This window comes from Bartonella sp. PS17NMGDW, assembly GCF_042193555.1.
Taxonomy (GTDB): domain Bacteria; phylum Pseudomonadota; class Alphaproteobacteria; order Rhizobiales; family Rhizobiaceae; genus Bartonella; species Bartonella grahamii.
This window is the reverse complement of the sequence record NZ_JBHILY010000001.1, coordinates 156,047-177,428: the sequence shown is the minus strand read 5'-3', so window position 1 is coordinate 177,428 and position 21,382 is coordinate 156,047. Positions and strand designations below refer to the sequence as shown.

Sequence of the window (21,382 nt, the reverse complement as noted above, 5' to 3'; positions counted from 1 at the left end):
GAATATGAAAAAATGGCATATGATACTTCATTTCTTCTCATTTTCTGTTACAAACAATAAGATATCCATTATCATGCAGAGAAAATTACCATTTTTGCGACAAACGCCTTAAGGAAGAAATATGAGTCAACATGATCCATCATCCAATTCTGTAAAAAAGGTCAATATCAATCATGAGGCTCAAGTCATTATTGATGATATTGATACGGCACACAAAGAATTGGATATTTTACAACAAGAAATTGACAAAGTTATTTTTGGGCAAAATCAGGTAATCGAATATGCTTTAATCGCTATTTTTGCTGGTGGTCACGCCCTTCTTGTTGGTGCTCCAGGACTTGCAAAAACACGTCTTGTTGAAACATTGGGAACAGTCTTAGGGCTTGACGAAAAACGCATCCAATTTACTCCTGACTTAATGCCATCGGATATTATTGGTTCTGAAATTATGGATTCCGATAAAGACGGTAAACGTTCTTTTCGATACATTCAAGGTCCTATTTTCACGCAACTTCTCATGGCCGATGAAATCAATCGTGCTTCTCCACGGACACAGTCAGCCCTTTTACAAGCTATGCAAGAATATCATGTTACTGTTGCAGGGAACCGTTATGATTTGCCACAACCTTTTCATGTTCTTGCAACGCAAAATCCTCTCGAACAAGAAGGAACCTATCCACTTCCTGAAGCGCAACTAGATCGCTTTTTGATGCAAATCGATATTGACTATCCTGACCTCACAACAGAGCGACGGATCATTTTAGAAACAACAAAAGAAAAGAAATCAAATGCAAAACCAATTTTATCTGCCAAAAAATTGCAAAAAATTCAAAATATCGTTCGCAAAATGCCTCTTTCAGAAAATGTGATCGAAGCTATTTTAAAAATTGTCCGCTCAACTCGCCCTCATAAAGACAATAGCCTTGCTAATACTTATGTTTCTTGGGGACCTGGTCCACGGGCATCACAAGCCCTTTCACTTTGTGTTCGCGCCCGTGCTCTTTATTATGGACGCTTAGCCCCCTCACTTGATGATGTTGAAGCATTGGCCTATCCCGTATTACAACACCGCATGGCTCTTAATTTTTCTGCCCGTGCTGAAGATATAACCGTAAAAGATATTATCAATAATCTTGTGAAAGATGCTCTTTGAATGGCTATTGGCAAAAAAGTTTTACAAAAGCCTCCATTGTCGCTGGCAAATGAACTCCATAAGGATATTGGCAAAATGCCATATTTCCTTTTACAAGCGCGTCATATCGCTAATACACTGATAACCGGATGGCATGGACAACGTAAACGCGGTAATGGGGAAAACTTTTGGCAATTTCGTCCCTATATGGAAGGAGAATCCATTACCCGCATTGATTGGCGTCGCTCAGCGCGTGATGAAAATACGTATCTCCGCGAACACGAATGGCAAATGACACAAATCGTTTGGCTCTGTCTCGATCAGAGCGCATCAATGCATTACTGTTCGCGCTTTTCTAAAATCTCTAAAGGTAATCATGCCATTATTCTTACCCTTACCCTAGCATCACTTCTTGCTCGCAGTGGCGAACATATTGCTATTCCAAACTTAATGTCCCCCACAATGACATCAAATGTCGTAGAGCGAATAGCCTTTGCTTTAGAAAATCATTCAGATGAAAATTCATTTCCGGATTTTTCAACGATTACACGCTTTTCACATGTCGTTATAATGAGTGATTTTCTCGACTATCCTGAAAAAATCATCCAACATTTAACTGTTTTAACTACAAAACAGGTGACAGCTCATTTAATTGAAATTTCTGATCCCGCAGAAGAAAGCTTTCCCTACACAGGCCACACAGAATTTTTTGATCCTGAAACGAAAGAGAAACATGTTTCCACAAAAGCAGAAGATCTTCGTAAGAACTATTGTAAACTATATCACGCAAGGCGACAAGAATTGGCAAATTTTTGCGCACGCCAAGGATGGTCTTATCATGTTAGTACAACGGATCAACCTTTAACAGAGACCATTTTTTATCTTGCAAATACAATGGGCGGCTCTCCATTGCAAAAAAGGGGGGCGCTTTGAGTTTTTCTGCTCCCTTTCTGTTACTAGGGCTTTTATTCCTACCGGTCATTTGGTGGCTGTTGCGGATAACTCCTCCATCTCCGCGTAAAGAGCTTTTCCCTCCGTTACGCTTCTTACCCAAACCGACTCATCAGCAGGAAACAGCAAAACATACACCTTGGTGGTTGCTCTTGTTGCGTTTAACCATAGCGGCACTTGTTATCATAGCTTTAGCACGCCCCACGTGGAATCAAAAACCAATCAGCTTTTCGGGATCTCAACCCCTTGCACTCATTATTGATAATGGTTGGGCTTCTGTAAAAGAATGGAAAAAGCGCATCTCTATCGCTGAAATGCTCCTTACACAGGCAGAAAAACAGCAAAAAAATATTTACCTTGTTGCAACGGCTGAAAATGATATCTCCAATATAGAGCCCCAACCAGCTAAGATTATAAAACAGCATTTAATGCATTTGCAACCGCGTCCTTGGTCTGTCAACCGTGTGCATGTCTTAAAAAAACTCAGAAAAATAACCAAAGGAAAACCTCTTGATATTGCTTATTTAAGTGATGGATTACAAACAAATGAAGATGAGCAAACTTTTGCTTTGCTTGAAGAATTAAAACCTGAAAAATTCTTATGGTATTTGGCGGATATTTCCGATTTAATCGGTATAACATCCGTAGAAAATAATGATGGAAGTATGGTCGCGCGTATTATCCGCTCAACAACACACGGCAAAACTTCCGCTACACTCAACCTCTACGATTCAAACAATCAACTTCTCGGTCAATTTACGAAAAATTTTTCTGAAGGAGAAACAACAGCTCTTGTCCCTTTTGATGTACCACTTGAACTACGCAATGACATCGCTTGGATAAAAATGAATAATCAAAACCATGCTGCTGCAACTTTCTTGGTAGACAGCCATAATAGGATAAGCCGTGTTGCTCTTCTATCACCCGATACCAATGAAATGGCACAGCCTTTACTTTCTCCATTTTATTACATTATCAAAGCATTACAGGAATATACACAGCTTATAACCGCCGGTGGAAGAGAGCTTTCAACGGATATTGATTATTTGCTTAAACAAAATCCATCTGTTTTCATTATGAGCGACATGGTTAACATGCCTGAAAAAGCAGAAAAAAAACTTTCTGATTTTGTGAATAAAGGGGGAACACTCATCCGCTTTGCAGGAGAAAAACTCAGTAGTGCAGAACATTATGATAGTCTCCTTCCGATACCGCTGCGTCAGGGTCAACGTTTCCTTGGAAGTATTATGTCTTGGACGAAACCACAAAAGCTTGCTCCTTTTGCAAAAAATAGTTTTTTCTTTGATCTCCCTTTTCCAGAAGATGTCTCTGTCTCGCGCCAAATCCTCGCAGAACCAGCCCCAGATCTTTTTGAAAAAACGTGGCTTAGCCTTGCGGATGGAACCCCTCTTATTACCGCAGCAAAACGTGGTAAAGGAACCCTCATTCTCATTCATGTTGCTCCTGACCCAACATGGTCTAATCTTCCTCTTTCTGGCTTTTTTGCACAAATGTTGCAAAAACTAATCACATTAGGGTCTCACGAAAACACCAACCTAACACATAGAGAAAAAAGAACAATGGTACAAAACCCGTGGCGAACCATAGCCGCTGACGGACAATTACAAGTACCGCCCTCTCATGTTGTTCCACTGGTCTTTGACTCTCAAAATCCACCCCATCCTTCCTATAATACTCCCCCAGGACTTTATGGTGTCAAAAGCGATTTTTATGCACTCAATCTCTTAACTCATTCGTCGCACTTGATGAAACAATCATCATTGCCAACTTCTCTTAATAAAAGCCCTTTATCTTACGATACAAAAGAAAAAAATCTTATCGGTCCACTTTTAGGATTAGCCATCTTATTATTCGCCTTTGACAATTTTCTCATTTTATGGATGGGAGATATTTTTTCTTTCATGAAACGGCGTAATATATTTCTCCTCCCTTTTATAAGTCTTATTGCCTTATTTTCATATGATCCAACACTTCATGCACAAACGAAAGAAAATCATCATGATAGTGTACAAGCTGCTGGTGCAACACATCTTGCCTATGTTATAACCAATAATCATGAAATTGATACAACGAGTAAAAGTGGTCTAGAAGCGTTAAGTCAATTTATCGCAGAACGTACAATGCTTACCCCAGGCTCTGTTACAGCACTTGATCTCGATAAAGATGAACTCTCTTTTTATCCTCTTATTTACTGGCCAATTGATGTTAAGAGTCCTATACCTACCCCCAAAAGTCTTGAAAAAATAAATAACTTTATGAAACATGGGGGAACAATTTTATTTGACACACGCGATCAGATAAAGAGTAATCTTAATCTTGAAGGAGATGCCACTCCAGAAACGCAACGATTACGAGATATCTTAAAAGAGTTAAATATTCCATCCATTGAGCCAGCATCAACGGATCATGTTGTTGCACGTTCTTTTTATATTATGCCAGATTTTCCTGGTCTCTACCGTGGTTCACCTTTATGGATTGAATCCTCATCAACAAACAAAAAAAATAAAAATTCTCTTGCTAGCGGTGATAATGTAAGTTCTCTTCTCATCACCGCCAATAACTTTGCCGGGGCTTGGGCACTCGATGAAAAAGGGACATGGAAATATCCCCTTGTTCCCAATGATCCAATGCAACGTCTATGGGCATTTCGTGCAGGTTTAAATATTGTCCTTTATGTTCTTACAGGAAACTATAAAGCGGACCAAGTTCATGTTCCAGCACTCTTGGAACGCTTTAAAAGAGAAAGAAGGCAATGATATCATTTTTCACTTTTCAGCCTTTTTTACCACTCATTTGGATTCTGTTCTTAAGTGGAATATCAATGCTTTTTGTCGTTGTTGGTCTTGTTACGCAACGTCAAGGTTCTTTATTTCGTCTGATGGCATTAAGCGCCCTCATCCTTGCTTTGCTCAATCCAATGATCATAAAAGAACAGCGCGAACCACTGAAAAGCACCGTAGGTATTGTTATTGACCGCAGCAAAAGCCAAACATTTGGAACACGTACAAACGACAGTGATGAAGCGCGCGCGCAATTAACGCAAGCATTAGCGCATTATCCACAATTTGAACCACGCTTTATTGAAGCTGGAAAACTTGCTGATAATCAGTATGCGCCCTCAACGAATTTGTTTGAGGCTTTAAAACAAGCAGTATCTGATGTACCGCCCTCTCGTTATGCAGGAACCATTTTTATCACCGATGGACAAGTGCATGACATTCCTGACCTATCAGACCTTCATCATGAAGCCCCTCTCAATGCCCTGATTACAGGGCACTCAGATGAATTTGATCGCCAAATCAAGTTTATTTCTCCTCCACGCTTTGCCCTTGTCAACAAACCACAAACGCTCTCCATTTTGGTAGAAGATAAAGGGCCAGCCCAAAAAACAATACCACAGAAAGCAAATATTACATTAAGCGTCAATGGGCAAGACATTGGCCATTATTCTGTAACTCCTGGCGTGATTTTTCAAACTGAAATTACCCTTCCTCATGCTGAAAAAAATATTATCCAAGTGATAACCGATCCACACAAAGGTGAACTAAGCTTTGAAAACAACCGCGCCATAACAATCATTGAAGGAATCAGAGAAAATTTACGCGTTCTTCTTATTTCAGGTGCTCCTTATAATGGAGAACGGACATGGCGAGACCTTTTGAAAGGTGACTCCAATATTGATCTTGTTCACTTTACTATTTTACGTCCTCCCACCAAAGCAGATAATACGCCCTTAAGCCAATTATCCTTGGTGGTCTTTCCGACAAGAAAACTCTTTGTTGAAGAGATTAATAACTTTGATCTCATCATCCTTGATGGCTACCAGCACTCTGCTGCTCTACCCTTAATCTATTATGATTATATCGCCCAATATGTACAAAAGGGGGGTGCATTGCTGATGGTAACAGGACCTGAATTTACAAAAAACAACTCACTTGCGAAAACACCTTTAATAAGCATTCTACCGGCATTGCCCAATGGAACTATTATTGAAAAGCCTTTTCGCCCCACATTAACCAAAGAAGGTGAGCGCCATCCTGTCACAAGGGGACTTGCAACACTTAACCTTCCAGCTTCTCAATGGGGGCAATGGTTGCGACAAATTGCTATTCAAAACATAAATAACGGAATCGCCCTCATGAAAGGAGCCGATGAACAACCACTTTTACTTCTCGCGCATGTTGATAAAGGACGTGTAGGCATGTTGCTCTCCGATGAAAGTTGGCTTTGGGCACGAGGTTTCGAAGGCGGCGGTCCTTATGCAGCTCTTTATCGTCGTATTGCCCATTGGCTCATGAAAGAACCAGAGCTTGAGGAAGAAAAATTAAGTGCAACCAGCAGCCATCATCATTTAACAATTCGCCGCCAAACTCTAAAAGACCATCCAGAACCCGCTGAAATAACCTTTCCTTCTGGAAAAAAAGAAAATATCACTCTCACCAAAGAGCAAGAAGGTCTCTTCAGCGCAACCGGGACCACTGATGAAACAGGAATTTTTACCATTAAAAATGGCGATTTAACAATACTTTCTTCTGTAGGGATACTCGATAATCTTGAATTGTTTGACTTAATTTCAACACAAGAAAAACTAGCTCCCATTATTAAGCACACCGGTGGTTACATCGGACGGTTACACCCTGAGGGAAAAGAAAACATTCATCTTCCTCCATTCAAGCTGATTCAATCAAAAATAAACCCGTCTTCTTCCCCAGCACATTCAATTGTTCTGAAAGAAGCGACAGAAACCCGTTTAATTAATACCTTTTATTTTTCGATATTTTCTGGTTTCTTGGCGCTGCTTGCTTGCCTTTTACTGTTGAGCAGCATGTGGTATCGTGAAAGCCGTTGAAAAATCTGAAATTTCATATAATAGTCTTAAAATTCAGCTTATTTTTTTGTGTATTTTCTTGTCTTTTACAATTAGATAAAAACATTGATCTATAATGATAATTTATCATTATTGTCATATTGAGTTATTATTCCCTGTAGGGTTTTTCTTTTTTGTAATACTTTCTATATTAAATTAATTAAAATCACTCGCTTGCACATCATTAAAAGAGATCTGTATGAATAAACACCATTGAAGAAAAGAGTAAAGTACCTCTTATGAATCCTCTTAAAGCAAGGATTTTCACAAAATTGGGAGGGAATAGTATGATGGTTTTACTTTGCACCTTGTATAAATGTAAAATGGTGGCGCATAATAAGCCTTATAAACGAGACTTTTCATAGAATTGAGAACTTTCGTGAAATGCGATCAAGCGCACTGGGAAATATCTCTTCAAAACAAATATATGAATGTACAACACAATGATATTTTATTTGGGATCTTCTTCTTGAATCGTTCTGTTTTGCGTGAAAAAATCTCCCGTTAAAAGCAATACATGGCAGCCAAAAACCGTAAAAATTCCTGATAAATACAATACATTCTTTTGCATTTTATACTGAATAATTAGATTTTTTATGATAATGTGTGGTCGTATGAAAGCTGTTTAAAAGTCTTAAAACTTTATGACCATCATTTTAAAGTCTATCCCATCATAGAAAAAACATATCGGCTACCAAGAATGATATGTTGTATTATGTTGTTCTTTTCATAAAAAATACAATACAGCGTTAATTCTTAAAAGAATTTTCTCATATTTTCAACAAGCTATTTTTCATTTTACAATCCTTCTTGCCTTTAAGTATCAACTTATCTTATGCTTATTATCTAAATCATTTTTAATACTCTACGAGCTTTTATGTTTTATCTTGCCCATATATCGGATGTACATCTTTCCCCTCTCCCGCAACCTTCCCTTTTTGAACTTTCTGGAAAGCGTCTTACCGGTTATCTGAATTGGCAAAGAAAACGTAAGAGTCAAATGGTAACAAATGTCCTAGAAACTTTAATAGATGTCTTGAACAAAAAAAAACCTGATCATCTTGTGATCTCTGGTGATCTTGTTAATCTTGCTCTAGATAAGGAATTTGAACAAGCACATCGTTGGCTACTTAACTTAGGACAACCTCAAGATATTTCCTTGACATTTGGAAATCATGACGCCTATGTCCGCGGTGCTTTCCAAAAAGCATGTACTCTTTTTAAACCTTGGATCACAGGTGATGTCCCTCAAAAAAGCGCCTTTCTTTTTCCTTATATGCGCATTCGCAAAAATGTCGCCATCATAGCAACTTCTTCAGCCATCGCGACACCACCTTTTCAAGCTTCTGGTTATTTTGGTAAAATGCAAGCGCAAACTTTACCGCTCTTTTTAAAGGAAGCAGCACAGCGTAACCTTTTTCGTGTCGTCATGATTCACCATCCCCCCTTTCCCAAGGCAACATCTTGGCATAAAAAACTACGAGATATAAAACGTTTTCTAGACGTTATCAAATATCACGGTTGCGAACTTATTCTTCACGGACATACTCATTTACCCACATTGAATTACATTGAAGGACCAATTAAAAAAATTCCTATTGTTGGTGTTCCTTCCGCATCACAAGCTTTTGGTGATAAAAAACCACCCGCAGGCTTTAATTTATTTTCCATTGAACACTTACAAAATCAATGGCACTGCCAATTGCAACGTTATAGCATTATCAACCCTCAAAACGAGATTGCATGTATTGAAACAATTAATCTTTAAACACCTTCATAGTTGCCAAAACAACCAAAAACGAAAATATTTTTATTTCATATCCCTTTGGAAATCATAATTCTTATTTCCCTTTTTCTCCTTAAAAGACAAAGTTTCACTTTCTCTGTCGATAAATTAATTTCTCTCAGAGAATTCTATCTGCTACCCCTCTTATATGACTGGCTTTACAAGCTCATCGGTCTACTTCCTTCCCGTCCTAAAGGACGAAAACTTCTACCACACCTGATCTATAAATAATCCAGATTCTTGTCGCACAGATTCCACCTGCTAATTGTGCATGTGATTGACTTCACAAAGTTCTACACACAAATCATGCCTTGAATTTTATCATACACTCCTCCAAAAGCATCTAATGCGCAAAATCCTTATACCACTACAGTGATGTATATTCTATAGAATAATAGAGAACCTCATTCAGATTCTATACCTGAAAATCAATAACTAAAGTATATAATTTCAATAACCAAACATACTTGTAGTTCATGAACAAATGATGTTGATTGATTTATCGTCAATACAGATTTATCGTAAATATATTTTAAATAATCCCCTACTATTTCATTCGACATTTATTATCGTACATTTAAAAGATTTATAAAAATAATAGATTCTATTTCTATAATAGGCATAGTTAATAATGTTTTTTATGTCTCGATAAATTCATAATTTGCTATCTATTTTTTCCTATAAATCACTTTATAATAATCTTTATAGATATTTTATTAATATAAATTATTATTATTAAGTTTTATTGCGGATGTAGTTTTACGTGCTTTAACGATTTTTTGTTATTAAATAAATATCTTACGACAATGAAAAACAGAAACGTCGATTGTATGAGAGGTATTTCAAATAAAACAAAACGCAATTAAGTTGCCAATTCATGTGTTTGTTTTAAAAAAGCATCTTTTAAAGCACCCAAATCCATTTCCCACAGCACCTATGAATAATGTAATGATAAGTCCATTTAGCAGCACCATCTTTACGTTTATGAAAAAGCCAGCTAGTATCAAAATCTCACACTTTGCCAAGTCCCAATGCAGCGACAGCCTTTGGCACTTGAGAAGGTTCATAAGGAGTATTTTTATTCTTTCTTTCATGTTTTTTATCTCACGGCTCTCCCTCCTTTTGACGTGCAAAAGACATGGTTTTCACTGGTTCAACATGGTATAGGTTTAAAATGAGAAAATCTTATGATACTTGGGTCTCTCACTCAACATGAAAAAGTAAATTATATTTATAAATAAACGTATTGTTCGAATAAAATAGTAACTCTTTTGAGTGAAGGATATTTCACTGCACATATCTAAAAAATAAAAGCCTCATTCTAAAATGAGACTTTTGAATTTTTAATTCGGCAAAAACTAAAATTTATAAGCTACACCCACGCGGAAATCGTTTGTCTTGTAGCCCATTTCAAATTTATCATGCACGAACTTCTTCTTACCAAAATCTGAATAACGGTATTCTGCACGCACAATAACATTATCAGCCATTGCAAAATCAACACCACCTCCGAGGGTATAACCAATCATGGTCTTTTTTTCATCATGCAACCAATCAGAAAAATTAACTGCTCTGTTGTTGCTGTCAGCAACTAACCCAAAAATATTCTGAAGTTGCGTATAAGCAATCCCTCCAGAAACATAAGGCATTACACGCTCAATCGCAAAACCAACTCTCACCCGCGTAGCACCAGCCCATTTTTGTTTTAAAGTATGACGTACAGCTTCAATAGGTATTGTCGAATCCTCCTCATGAGAATCTCTTGTTAGATTTGCTTCTTCTGAAGAATCTTCTTCAGTTTGACTTTTTTTGGGTCGATTAATATCTTTTGTACCCTTTTTATCAGACCACATAATATCCGTATCAATACCTATAATAAAACCATTATCGATATCAATATTGGAACCTGCATAAACTCCCCCTATAAAACCAGAAAGTTTAGGTAAATCCTCCTTTCCAATTGGATTCCATATCCCCGTCTCATCTTTTAAATAACTTGCAGTTGTTTTACCTGAAAAGCTACCAATCTGTCCTCCAAGATAAAATCCTGTCCAAGAAAAAGCAGGAGCTGCAATAACAGGAACGGGCTGTTCAGGAGTAACCATATCCGCCGCCTGTACTACAGAAATTGAAATTAAAGAAAAGATAGATGTTGAGACTAAATACTTTGTAATCATAATTGCTCCCCTAAAAGCTAATGTGATACATAAATAATAGTAAATAGTTTCACAGTTTTTTTTAAAAATCTATAGCAAAAATGACACAGTTATAAAAAAATAAAATTAGTTTTAATAAATAATATTATAAAAAAATTTAAATATGCTTTATATTTCCATTAATTATTACATATTAGCTTTTATAGCTTCATATTAATCATGATTATACAAATAATTATAATATCAATTTTTTGAAAAAATGAGATATGTAATCAATAAAGATTTTTATCATATTGATTTTAATATTTTGGTATTATTAGTGTAATGAGACATAATCTCTATAAGTTTTTATATAAATATGTACGATAAAAACACTCTTGCATATATTTTTGTGTTGAATATCCCTTAATTCATAAATGTATCTGATATACCGCTGCTTAATAAATGACCCATATGCTTTTATCATACACATGAGATAAGGCTCATAAAGAATATCATTCACTAAACTCGTCACTCATCGCTTTTTGTATAAAGAATGACACATCTAACAGAAATTTTTTTTCATCACACTTGAGAAACCAGTAGAGAACTTCACTCTAACCCTCTCAAGTGTGTAATGAAATAAAAGACAAAAATTAATATATAAAAACGGAATTAATAATTTTTATTATTCTTATAAAATTATTTTAATGTTTCATGATTTTTGTAAAAACTGAACAGACCAATTGCCCAGTTTCTGCAATTAGTTTTTCAACACGAAGCAAATCAGGTTCCCCAACACTATTTAACAAAAGGTCACTTAATCCAGGTGGCATATCATTGGGATCAAGAGAATCATTTAAGCAAAGCCGTATAATTTGACTCAAATTTGTATAAAGATGATAGGCATAATGTAAATCAGCAATACATGACTGATTAAGAAAACTGTCTGGTAAGTGATCTAAAATATCAGCTGTTGTTGCTCCAATTTGAAACTCAATGACATGCGTAATAAGAGAAAATTGAGCAATAAACTCCAAATCCATAATGCCACCAGACATCGTTTTTAAATCCCATTGATTTTTTGGCGGCTTTTCTTTTGCAATCAAGGAACGCATTTCACATACTTCTTTTGCAACTTCCTTCTTATCACGAGAAATAGCAATAATTGCACACACTTCATTTTCTAGCTTTTGTAAAAAATCAGGATCTCCTGCAATGCCTCGAGCCCTTGTTAAAGCAAGATATTCCCATATCCATGCTTCTTGGCGATAATACTTTTTAAAAAATGGAAAAGAAACAGCAACAGGTCCTTTATTGCCTAACGGCCGTAACCTTAAATCAACGACATAAAGAACACCTTGGCTTGTAAGAGTGGATAAAGCAGAAATGAGGCGCTGTGCTAAACGCGTATAATATTGAGAGATATAAAGAGGCTTTTCTCCATCAGATATTTCTGCATCATCATCGTGTTCATAAAGCAAAACGAGGTCAACATCGGAATCTGCTGTTAATTCGCGACTTCCAAGCTTCCCCATACCCAATATGCCAACACGCCCCCCTTTAATACTACCATGAAGACGAGAAAATTCCTCTTGAACGGCAGCAAATGTTTTTGTAATCATAAGATCAGCAAGCGCAGTAAAAGCAAAACCCGCTCTTTCTCCTGTAATTGCACCATTCAAAATTCGAATACCAATTAAAAAACGTTGTTCATCTGCAAAAATTCTTAAATGGTCGAGAATTTCCTCATAAGAAAGAATATTTTCAAGAAAATATTCAAGCCGTTTTTCTAAATACGCTTTTGTTGGTAATTCTGAAAGAATATTCGGATCTAACATTCCATCAAAAACATGGGATCTGCGTGTAATAATTTCTGCAAGACGTGGAGCAGCACCCATAATAAGGACAAGCATATCCAAAAGAGAGGGATTAGACTGTAAAAGACTAAAAAGCTGAATTCCTGAAGGTAAGCCCTGTAAAAAACTATCAAAACGCAACATCGCCTCATCAGCTCGTTTTGTCCCACCAAAAGCTTTCAAAAGAGCTGGTGTTAATTCCGTTAATCTCTCGCGTGCTTCGGCTGATTGCGTTGCTTTATAACGACCACAATGGAGAGTGCGCATAATACGACAAATATCACTTGCTCTTTCAAAGCCTAAACGGCTTAACGTTATTAATGTCTCCGGATCATCTTCTTCACCTGTAAAAACTAAATTACCAATTTCTAAACCAAGTTCTTGCTCATTCTCAAACAGTGCTGCATAATGTTTTTCAACAACCTGAAGTGTTTTTAATAAATCACGGATAAAACTGTTACTGTCTTGATAACCCATTAAATAGGCAACACTCGTGAATTGAGCAATATCATTTGGAAGAAGGTGTGTTTGTTCATCGAAAAGCATCTGAATCCGATGTTCCACATTTCGAAGAAAAGCATAACTTTTTATAAGACTATTTCTTGTTTTCTCACTAATCCAACCAAGCGTGTGAAGTTCTGCTAACATTGCAACTGTCTGACGTCCACGTAATTGAGGAAAACGCCCACCGGCAATAAGCTGTTGTGTCTGAACAAAAAACTCAATCTCACGAATACCACCACGACCTAACTTTATATTATGCCCATAAGCTGCAATTTGACCGTAATTTTTATGCGCATGAATTTGACGTTTGATCGAATGAATATCAGCAATAGCAGCGTAATCTAAATATTTCCGCCACACATAGGGAAAAAGCTCTTTAAGAAAGTTAAAACCTGCCCTCTTATCGCCAGCAACTGGACGTGCTTTAATCATGGCTGCTCGTTCCCAATTTTGTCCACGCCCTTCGTAATACCGCAAGGCAGTCCTTACTGGTAAGGCCAAAGGGGTTGATCCTGGATCTGGACGAAGCCGAAAATCAAGACGAAAAACATATCCTTCCGCAGTGCGTTCTTGAATGATACGGATTAATCGGCGTACCATTTTAGAAAATACGTCAACACTTTCAGAAAGATTACCAATATGAGGTGATGTTTCATCAATGAAAACAATAAGATCAATATCAGAAGAATAATTAAGTTCTCCTGCTCCTAATTTTCCCATCCCTAAAATAATTAAACCACAGTCTTTTTCTGGATTCTCACGGCTTAATAAATTGATCTTACCATGATCATGCGCTTCTCTTAATAGAAAACGCAGCGCTACACTTAATGCTGCTTCGCCCAAACGTGTCAACCAAGCACATGAAACTTCGTAAGTAAAAACACCACTCAAATCAGCTAAAGCAATGAGAACATGCGCTTCTCTTTTTTTGCGCCTTAAAGCAGCCATTAATGAAGTTTCATTTATAGTTTCATCCTTATCAATAGCCGTAATATCATCTATAATTTCGCTCAGCCTTGTTTCTATATCAACATTTAATAAAGCACTAAGATATGATGGATTGGCAATTAAAACCTCACGCAAAAAAGGAGATAAGGTCATAACTGAACTGATAAAATCAATCTGCGTTCCACTCTCTAAGATAAGGGAAATAAGAGATTCTAAACCTTCTTCCCTTGCTTGTTCTTCCATGTCTTTTAACCATTGGGAACCACTTTTATCGAGAGGGCATAAAGGGAGAAGCTGTGTTTTTAAAAAAGCTTGTTTCGTCTGCGCTCCCTTGAAAAGCATTTTGCCTTCCTTTCTATTGCTTTATACTTTTAAAATAGTTGTTACGTATGAAAAGAGAAAAGTGAAGAAAAATATCTTTAAGGAAATAACAAAACAGCCCTAAGCCCTGGATTTGCATTTTCAAGTAACAACTCACCCCCGTGAAGCTTCATAACTGCTTTTGCTATACTTAAACCAATCCCAAACCCAGGTTGTGTGCGGCTTTCTTCAAGACGAACAAATCGTTCTGTCACTTTTTCAAGTTTATCCTCTGCTATTCCTGGTCCATTATCGCTCACAACAACTAATAAATGTTCATCACGATATTCCATTGATAAGCAAACCTCCGCTTTCCTTTCACCTTTAGACGCATATTTAATGGCATTATCTATAAGGTTAAAAATTGATTGTGCAACAAGCTCACGATTCAACTTAAGGTCTTTATTAAATATATTCCCCAACCGAAGTAAAACACCTGACTCTTCAGCAAAAGGTTCGTAAATCTCAACAGCATCTTCAAGGATCAGTTTCATATTCATCATTTCAAGATGCTCAATTGCATTGCTGGCCTCAATACGTGAAATCATTAAAATCGCATTGAACGTACAAATAAGTTGATCTGATTCTGCAATAACCCTATCAAGGACCTGACGATATTCAAGCTTTGTCTTATTTCCTGAAAGCGCCTCTTCAGCGCGATTTCTAAGACGCGTTAACGGCGTTTTCAGATCATGAGCAATGTTATCTGATACTTGACGTAAACCAATATTTAACTCTTCAATGCGGTCTAACATAACATTAAGATTAGCTGACAATCGATCAAACTCATCCCCTACTCCAGAGACAGGTAAACGCCCACTGAAATCACCATCCATCAAGCGCTGTGATGCAGCCGTTACATGATCAATCCTTTGTAAAGCTCTCCTGCCAACAAAAAACCATATGAGTAAAGCGCCTCCAACCATTGCAGCAAGTGCAATGACCACAGCTTTACGAATAACCACTGCAAAACGTTCTGGCTCATCCAAATCGCGTCCTATAAGAATCTTCATAGCATTAGGTAAATCAACAATAACCGCCAAAGCGCGATGTTCACTTGTTTTGCCATGTTCTCCAAAACGGGAGTATAAAAAAGAGGTAGAAATAAAACCACTCTGATTCAAAAGACCTAATTCAATACGTGCTACATTTCCTGCTAAAATACGCCCCATAGAATCCGTGACAAGATAAAGAAATGCTCCTGGTTGTCTTGAACGATAATCAATAGTGCGCATTAATAAGGATAATCCCCCATAATTATAAGCATTTTCAATATACTTTAATTCTTCATGTAAAGCCTGTTCAGTTTGCTCTGTTAACAATGAAGCAGAAAATGCCGTCATATAAATAGAAAGCCCTGTTGCCACCAATCCAAACAATAAAATGTAAAGTGCTGAAAGCCTTAGCGCCGTCGTGCGCATTATATTAATCAAACGATTCATGCTTTGTTATCTGGTGCTTTCAGCATATATCCAGCTCCACGCACGGTATGGAGAAGGGGAACATCAAAATCTTTTTCAATTTTGGCTCTCAAACGGGAGATATGGACATCAATGACATTCGTTTGTGGATCAAAATGGTAATCCCAAACATTTTCCAAAAGCATAGTGCGTGTAACAACCTGCCCCGCATAGCGCATCAAATATTCAAGTAAACGAAACTCTCGTGGTTGCAATAGAATGTTTCTATCACCCCGTTTTACCGTATGTGCTAGCCGATCAAGCTCAAGATTACCTACACAATAAACAGTTTCTGCTTCTTTAGGATTTTTCCGCCGTTGTAAAACTTCAACACGCGCAAGAAGTTCAGAAAAAGCATAAGGCTTTGTCAAATAATCATCTCCCCCTGCACGCAACCCCGTTACACGATCATTGACTTGCCCTAAAGCAGACAGAATAAGAACCGGTGTTTCATTGCCTTTAGCGCGCAATTCAGCAATAATAGAAAGACCATCACGATGCAAAAGCATTCGATCAACAACCATAACGTCATAATTTTCCGTGGTCGCTAAAGCGTATCCCGTATCCCCATCATAAGCAACATCAACGGAATGCCCTACTTCCAAAAAAGCCTTTTCGAGATAATGCCCCGTCTCATGATCATCTTCAATAACGAGTATCTTCATAAAACGTATCTCCATTACTTTATTATGTTGTAGGACAAATGTTTAATAAACATTTGTCCTACAACTAAAGCCTTATTTTTTCAAAATTGGTAGAGCAACAAAACGATTTTGATCATTTGTTCGCACTTGTAAGAGTATAGCCTTTCGTCCTAACTGCTGAGCATTTTTGATTGTACTAACAATATCAGAGACTCGTTTAACCGGTTTATTATTTACTGTCACAATGATATCACCAGGACGTATCCCTTTATCTGCAGCATCTGAATCGGTATCGACCTCCGTTACGACAACCCCTACACCATCATCAGAGGGTATAACAATCAGACCATAATCTTCCAATGTTTCATCTAAATCACCCCGTTCATTTGAATATTTTGAAGCCTCTTTCTTACTTTCATCTTCAGACATTGAAGCGAGCTTAACCTTGATACTCTCCTCCTTACCTGATCTCCAAATCCCTATAGTTACCGTTTCTCCTGGTTTAATATTTGCAATACGTTTCGCCAGCTCACGTGTATCAGCAACCTTTTCATTATTCACTGAAATAATTACATCACCCGCTTTAATACCAGCCTTTTCTGCCGGTCCTTTTAACGGATCAGTAACCAAAGCACCTTTGGCTTCTTTCAAACCTATTGAATCGGAAATCTCCTTTGTTACCGGCTGAATCTGAACACCTAACCAACCACGTTGAACTGAACCTTTTTCAATAAGTTGTTGTACAACCTGTTTTACAGTCGCTGCCGGAATAGCAAAAGCAATCCCAACATTTCCTCCAGAAGGAGAAAAAATTGCTGTATTAACCCCAACAACCTTTCCATTAAGATCAAACGTTGGACCACCAGAGTTTCCTCTATTAACAGCAGCATCAATCTGAATAAAATCATCGTACACACCAGTGCCAATATCACGTCCACGTGCAGAAACAATACCTGCTGTCACAGTTCCACCAAGGCCAAATGGGTTCCCAATGGCAACAACCCAATCCCCAACACGAAGCTTTGAATCATCACCAAAATCAACATAGGAAAATTTTCTTTTATCACTCACTTTTAATACGGCAAGGTCGGTTTTGGGGTCTTTCCCAATGAGCTTTGCATTCAATTCTGTACCATCATCAAGAACAACAGTATAACTTGTTCCATCAGAAATCACATGATCATTGGTCACGATGTACCCATCAGACGAAATAAAAAAACCCGATCCAAAAGCAACAGGACGGAGTCTTTGCGATTGGTGGGGAAATTTATTTTTAGGTTTATCAAAATCATAAAACTCTTTAAAAAATCTTTTTAAAGGATGCTGGTCTGGTAATTGATCAAGTCCTGGACCACTAAAAAAGTTGCTAAAGAACCTATCTTCTTTCTTTTTATTGCTCTTTACTTGTACTGCTACAACGGCTGGTTTCACTTGAGCAACAATATCGGCAAATCCCTGTTGTTGTATTAACGAAGTAAATACAGAACTTGCATGAGCCTTTGTTATCCACAAGCTTGATGTACATCCACTAAAAAACAGTGCACTTTCCAATATCGCAGAAAAACTCACTGCGACAAATGTTTTAAAGAAAGCCTTTTTAACCATTTACTCTATGCTCCTATTCAATCATACCTTTATTCCAATTTCGATCACTTATAAAACACCAGACCTTACCATTTTCTGTCTAAATTATTAAAGTTTTGTAAGGTTTCAGTATTCCCTAATATAATTACAATAAGATTGTATGCTCATTGCAGATGATCTGATTTTTTTCTTTTATATAACATCTTTTTTAATGCAATGGCATTTTTGGCTGTTCTTCTTCATTCACATAACTCATTATTTTCTCATGATTGTTCCGTTTGAAGTGGAAAAATATGATACTTGCGCCAATGATGATAATGATCAAAGGCGAAAACCATAAAAACCAAGTTATTTTATTCAATGGTGGCTTCAAGAGAATAAATTCACCATATCGCTCAACAAGAAAGTCAGTGACTTGCTGATTACTATAGCCCATTTTTAGCCTTTCCCGAATTAAAAGCCGTAAATCACGTGCTAAAGCAGCATCTGAATCATCAATTGATTGATTTTGACAAACCGGACAACGTAAATGCGATGAAATATGGCGTGCTCGCGCTTCAAGAATCTTATCCTTTAAAATCTCATCCGGCTCTACTGCTATTGCTAATTGAAAAGGAAACGTTGCAATTAAAAAAAATACAATCCAAAGAATTTTTTTCATCTCAATGTCTTTTCCAAAAATTTAAAGCAGGCATTACCCTATTGTACATACCAATGCGAAACCAATACCCCAGAAGAGAAAGACATCCCCCCATAGCCATCATGAATGCCCCTAACCAAATACATATTACATAAGGCTTCCACCATACATGCACAACAAGACCCCGATTATCGATATGTCCTGGTACAATATATAGCTGCGATAAGCCATGATTTTTCAGACCAACTTCTGTTGTTGATGTATTTTGGCTCGAGTAAAATCGCTTTGAGGCTGTTACATGACCCACAATGTTTTTATTTTCATATATTTTAAAATAAAACTCCATTGCCGAATAATTCGAACCAACATCATCATACACTGCATCAAAATGAAGCGTTTTATCCGCTATCGTCACCCTATCCCCTACGTTCATGATTAAAATACGTTCTTGCCCAAAACTTGCCACACAAACAATACCAAATAATGTAACACCTAATCCCATATGTGCTATTGCTGCACCAAAAGTAGACCATGGCAATCCAAGAAATCTCTTAACGCGTACTGAAAAAGCTCTCTTGCCATATCCACTCTTTCCCCATAGATCCGCTAAACTGCCTAAAAAAACAAACGCTGAAAGCCCAATCCCTAAAACGGCAAAAATATCACGCACAGATGTCGCATAAAATATTACAAAACAGACGATACCAACCAATACAAAAACAAACCATAACCGTTCAAAAACTGCAAGAAAATCACCGCGTTTCCATGCCATCATTGTCCCAAACGGAACAAACAACAACAGCAAAACCATTAGCGGTCCACAGGTAAGGTTAAAAAAAGCAGCCCCTACAGAAATTTTTTGTCCTGTTAATATCTCAATAAAATAAGGATAAAGCGTACCAATCAATACTGTTGCTGTTATTGTTGTTAGTAACAAGTTATTTAAAACAATAAACCCTTCACGTGAAATTGGTTGAAAAAAATTTCCTGTTTTTAAAATAGGGGTGCGCAAAGCAAAAAGAAGAAAAGCCGCTCCTGTAAAAAACAATAAAAGTGCAAGAATTGCTTGCCCCCGTGCTGGATCAACAGCAAAACTATGAACAGAAACTAAAAGCCCCGAACGCACAAGAAAAGTTCCCATCAGAGAAAGGGAAAAAGTAAGCAGCGCTAAAAACAAAGTCCAACTTTTCAATATTTCTCGTTTTTCGAGAACAAGAGCAGAATGTAAAAGAGCCGTTCCTGAAAGCCAAGGCATAAACGAAACATTTTCAACAGGATCCCAAAACCAATAGCCCCCCCATCCTAGCTCATAATAAGCCCAATAGGAGCCAACCATAATACCCAATGTCAAAAAACACCAAGAAAGTAAAAGCCATGGACGAATCCCACGCGCCCAAATTCTATCAACATGTCCCACAATCAATGCCGCAACGGCAAAAGAAAAACAAAGTGAAAAACCGACATAACCTAAATAAAGTAGCGGTGGATGAATTGCTAATGCGATATCTTGTAAAAGAGGATTGAGACCATTTCCCTGTAATGCTGGTGGATTCACACGTAAAAATGGGTTGGATACAAAAAGAATAAATAAAAGAAAAGCACTTGTAATCCAACTTTGGCAAATTAAAACAAGCGTCTTAAAATCTTCTGGAAAATGTTGGCTAAAAAAGGCCATCAATGCACTAAAAAAAGCAAGACTTAAAACCCATAACAACATAGAGCCTTCGTGGTTGCTCCAAACACCTATAATTTTATAGAGCATCGGTTTTTCTGAATGAGAATTTTCAACAACGTTCAAAACAGAAAAATCAGATACGACATAAGCATAAATTATCACTAAAAAAGATAAAAGTAGTAATGTAAAAGTGATATATGCTAGAGGAACAGCTGTTTGCATTAACAAACGCTCTCTCCACCAAACACCTAAAGCAGGTAAGAACGCCCCTAATAAGCTTACTGAAAATGCTGCAGCTAAAAAAATATGACCCAGTTCGACAAGCACAATCGAATTATTTCTCCATACTGTAATATTTTTTCAAACGATCAGCTGTTTCTTTAGGCATATAAGTTTCATCATGTTTTGCTAAAATACGCATCCCTATAAAAAAACCCTGTTTATCAAAATGCCCTTCTACAATCACTCCCTGACCTTCACGAAAAAGATCCGGTAAGGCACCGTTGAAAACTACTTTTTCATGTTTTTTGTTATCCGTTACAAAAAAAATAACGCCTCTCTCTCCAACATATTGAACGGTTCCCTTTTCAACAAAGCCACCCAAACGCAAAGGGCGCTCCGTTAAAATATCTTCTCTTGTAATTTCAGAGGGCATTCTAAAAAAACTGACCGCATGACGCATTGCATACACTATGAGACTTGCTGCAATTGTCATAACCAAACAACATAATAATATGATCAGTAAGCGCCTTTTTTTTCGCTGCTCTAAAATAACCTTCCATGAGGCAGAACTCTTTAAAGATTGACTGTTCATAG

General features: G+C 37.2%; 13 protein-coding genes. 5 read left to right on the top strand and 8 right to left on the bottom strand.

Translation table 11 applies throughout. The annotated features are described in order from the left end of the window. Positions 1-121 precede the first annotated feature (121 nt). From ACFIJK_RS00680 to ACFIJK_RS00660, 5 genes are all read left to right on the top strand, one after another. Positions 122-1,153, top strand: coding sequence for an AAA family ATPase (locus ACFIJK_RS00680; protein WP_375625768.1), 1,032 nt, complete (start codon positions 122-124; stop codon positions 1,151-1,153). Next, complete coding sequence (locus ACFIJK_RS00675) at positions 1,154-2,065, top strand: DUF58 domain-containing protein (RefSeq protein WP_375625766.1); 912 nt, start codon at positions 1,154-1,156, stop codon at positions 2,063-2,065. Further along, positions 2,062-4,860 carry a DUF4159 domain-containing protein gene (locus tag ACFIJK_RS00670; protein ID WP_375625764.1) on the top strand — a complete coding sequence of 933 codons (2,799 nt, stop codon included), beginning with the start codon at positions 2,062-2,064 and terminating at the stop codon, positions 4,858-4,860. The genes ACFIJK_RS00675 and ACFIJK_RS00670 overlap by 4 nt, the downstream gene beginning before the upstream one ends. Beyond that, positions 4,857-6,953: a glutamine amidotransferase gene (locus ACFIJK_RS00665; protein ID WP_375625762.1), complete on the top strand. Its 2,097-nt coding sequence runs from the start codon at positions 4,857-4,859 to the stop codon at positions 6,951-6,953. The genes ACFIJK_RS00670 and ACFIJK_RS00665 overlap by 4 nt, the downstream gene beginning before the upstream one ends. An 895-nt stretch (positions 6,954-7,848) precedes the next feature. Continuing rightward, the gene (locus ACFIJK_RS00660; protein ID WP_375625089.1) at positions 7,849-8,739 is read left to right on the top strand and encodes a metallophosphoesterase family protein; all 891 of its coding nucleotides are present in this window, start codon (positions 7,849-7,851) and stop codon (positions 8,737-8,739) included. Between the two features lie 1,376 nt (positions 8,740-10,115). Here the strand turns inward: ACFIJK_RS00660 and ACFIJK_RS00655 are convergent. The 8 genes from ACFIJK_RS00655 to ccmE form a co-directional block, all read right to left on the bottom strand. After that, positions 10,116-10,934, bottom strand: coding sequence for an outer membrane protein (locus tag ACFIJK_RS00655; protein WP_375625090.1), 819 nt, complete (start codon positions 10,932-10,934; stop codon positions 10,116-10,118). Between the two features lie 665 nt (positions 10,935-11,599). Continuing rightward, on the bottom strand, positions 11,600-14,545 hold the full coding sequence (locus ACFIJK_RS00650; protein ID WP_375625759.1) for a bifunctional [glutamine synthetase] adenylyltransferase/[glutamine synthetase]-adenylyl-L-tyrosine phosphorylase: 2,946 nt from the start codon (positions 14,543-14,545) through the stop codon (positions 11,600-11,602). A gap of 77 nt (positions 14,546-14,622) precedes the next feature. Then, on the bottom strand, positions 14,623-16,005 hold the full coding sequence (locus ACFIJK_RS00645) for an ATP-binding protein (RefSeq protein WP_375625757.1): 1,383 nt from the start codon (positions 16,003-16,005) through the stop codon (positions 14,623-14,625). Beyond that, a complete protein-coding gene (locus ACFIJK_RS00640) occupies positions 16,002-16,688 on the bottom strand; it encodes a response regulator transcription factor (protein ID WP_012754868.1) in 687 nt (228 codons plus the stop codon). The genes ACFIJK_RS00645 and ACFIJK_RS00640 overlap by 4 nt, the downstream gene beginning before the upstream one ends. A 72-nt stretch (positions 16,689-16,760) precedes the next feature. Further along, entirely contained in the window at positions 16,761-18,272 is a 1,512-nt protein-coding gene (locus ACFIJK_RS00635) for a Do family serine endopeptidase (RefSeq protein ID WP_375625755.1), read from the bottom strand. 187 nt (positions 18,273-18,459) lie between these two features. Beyond that, positions 18,460-18,912 (bottom strand): cytochrome c-type biogenesis protein CcmH, encoded by a 453-nt coding sequence (locus tag ACFIJK_RS00630; protein ID WP_375625753.1) that lies wholly within the window; start codon positions 18,910-18,912, stop codon positions 18,460-18,462. Position 18,913: 1 nt separating this feature from the next. Next, the gene (locus tag ACFIJK_RS00625) at positions 18,914-20,893 is read right to left on the bottom strand and encodes a heme lyase CcmF/NrfE family subunit (protein ID WP_375625751.1); all 1,980 of its coding nucleotides are present in this window, start codon (positions 20,891-20,893) and stop codon (positions 18,914-18,916) included. Positions 20,894-20,900: 7 nt separating this feature from the next. Next, entirely contained in the window at positions 20,901-21,380 is a 480-nt protein-coding gene (ccmE, locus tag ACFIJK_RS00620) for a cytochrome c maturation protein CcmE (protein ID WP_375625097.1), read from the bottom strand. Positions 21,381-21,382 lie beyond the last annotated feature (2 nt).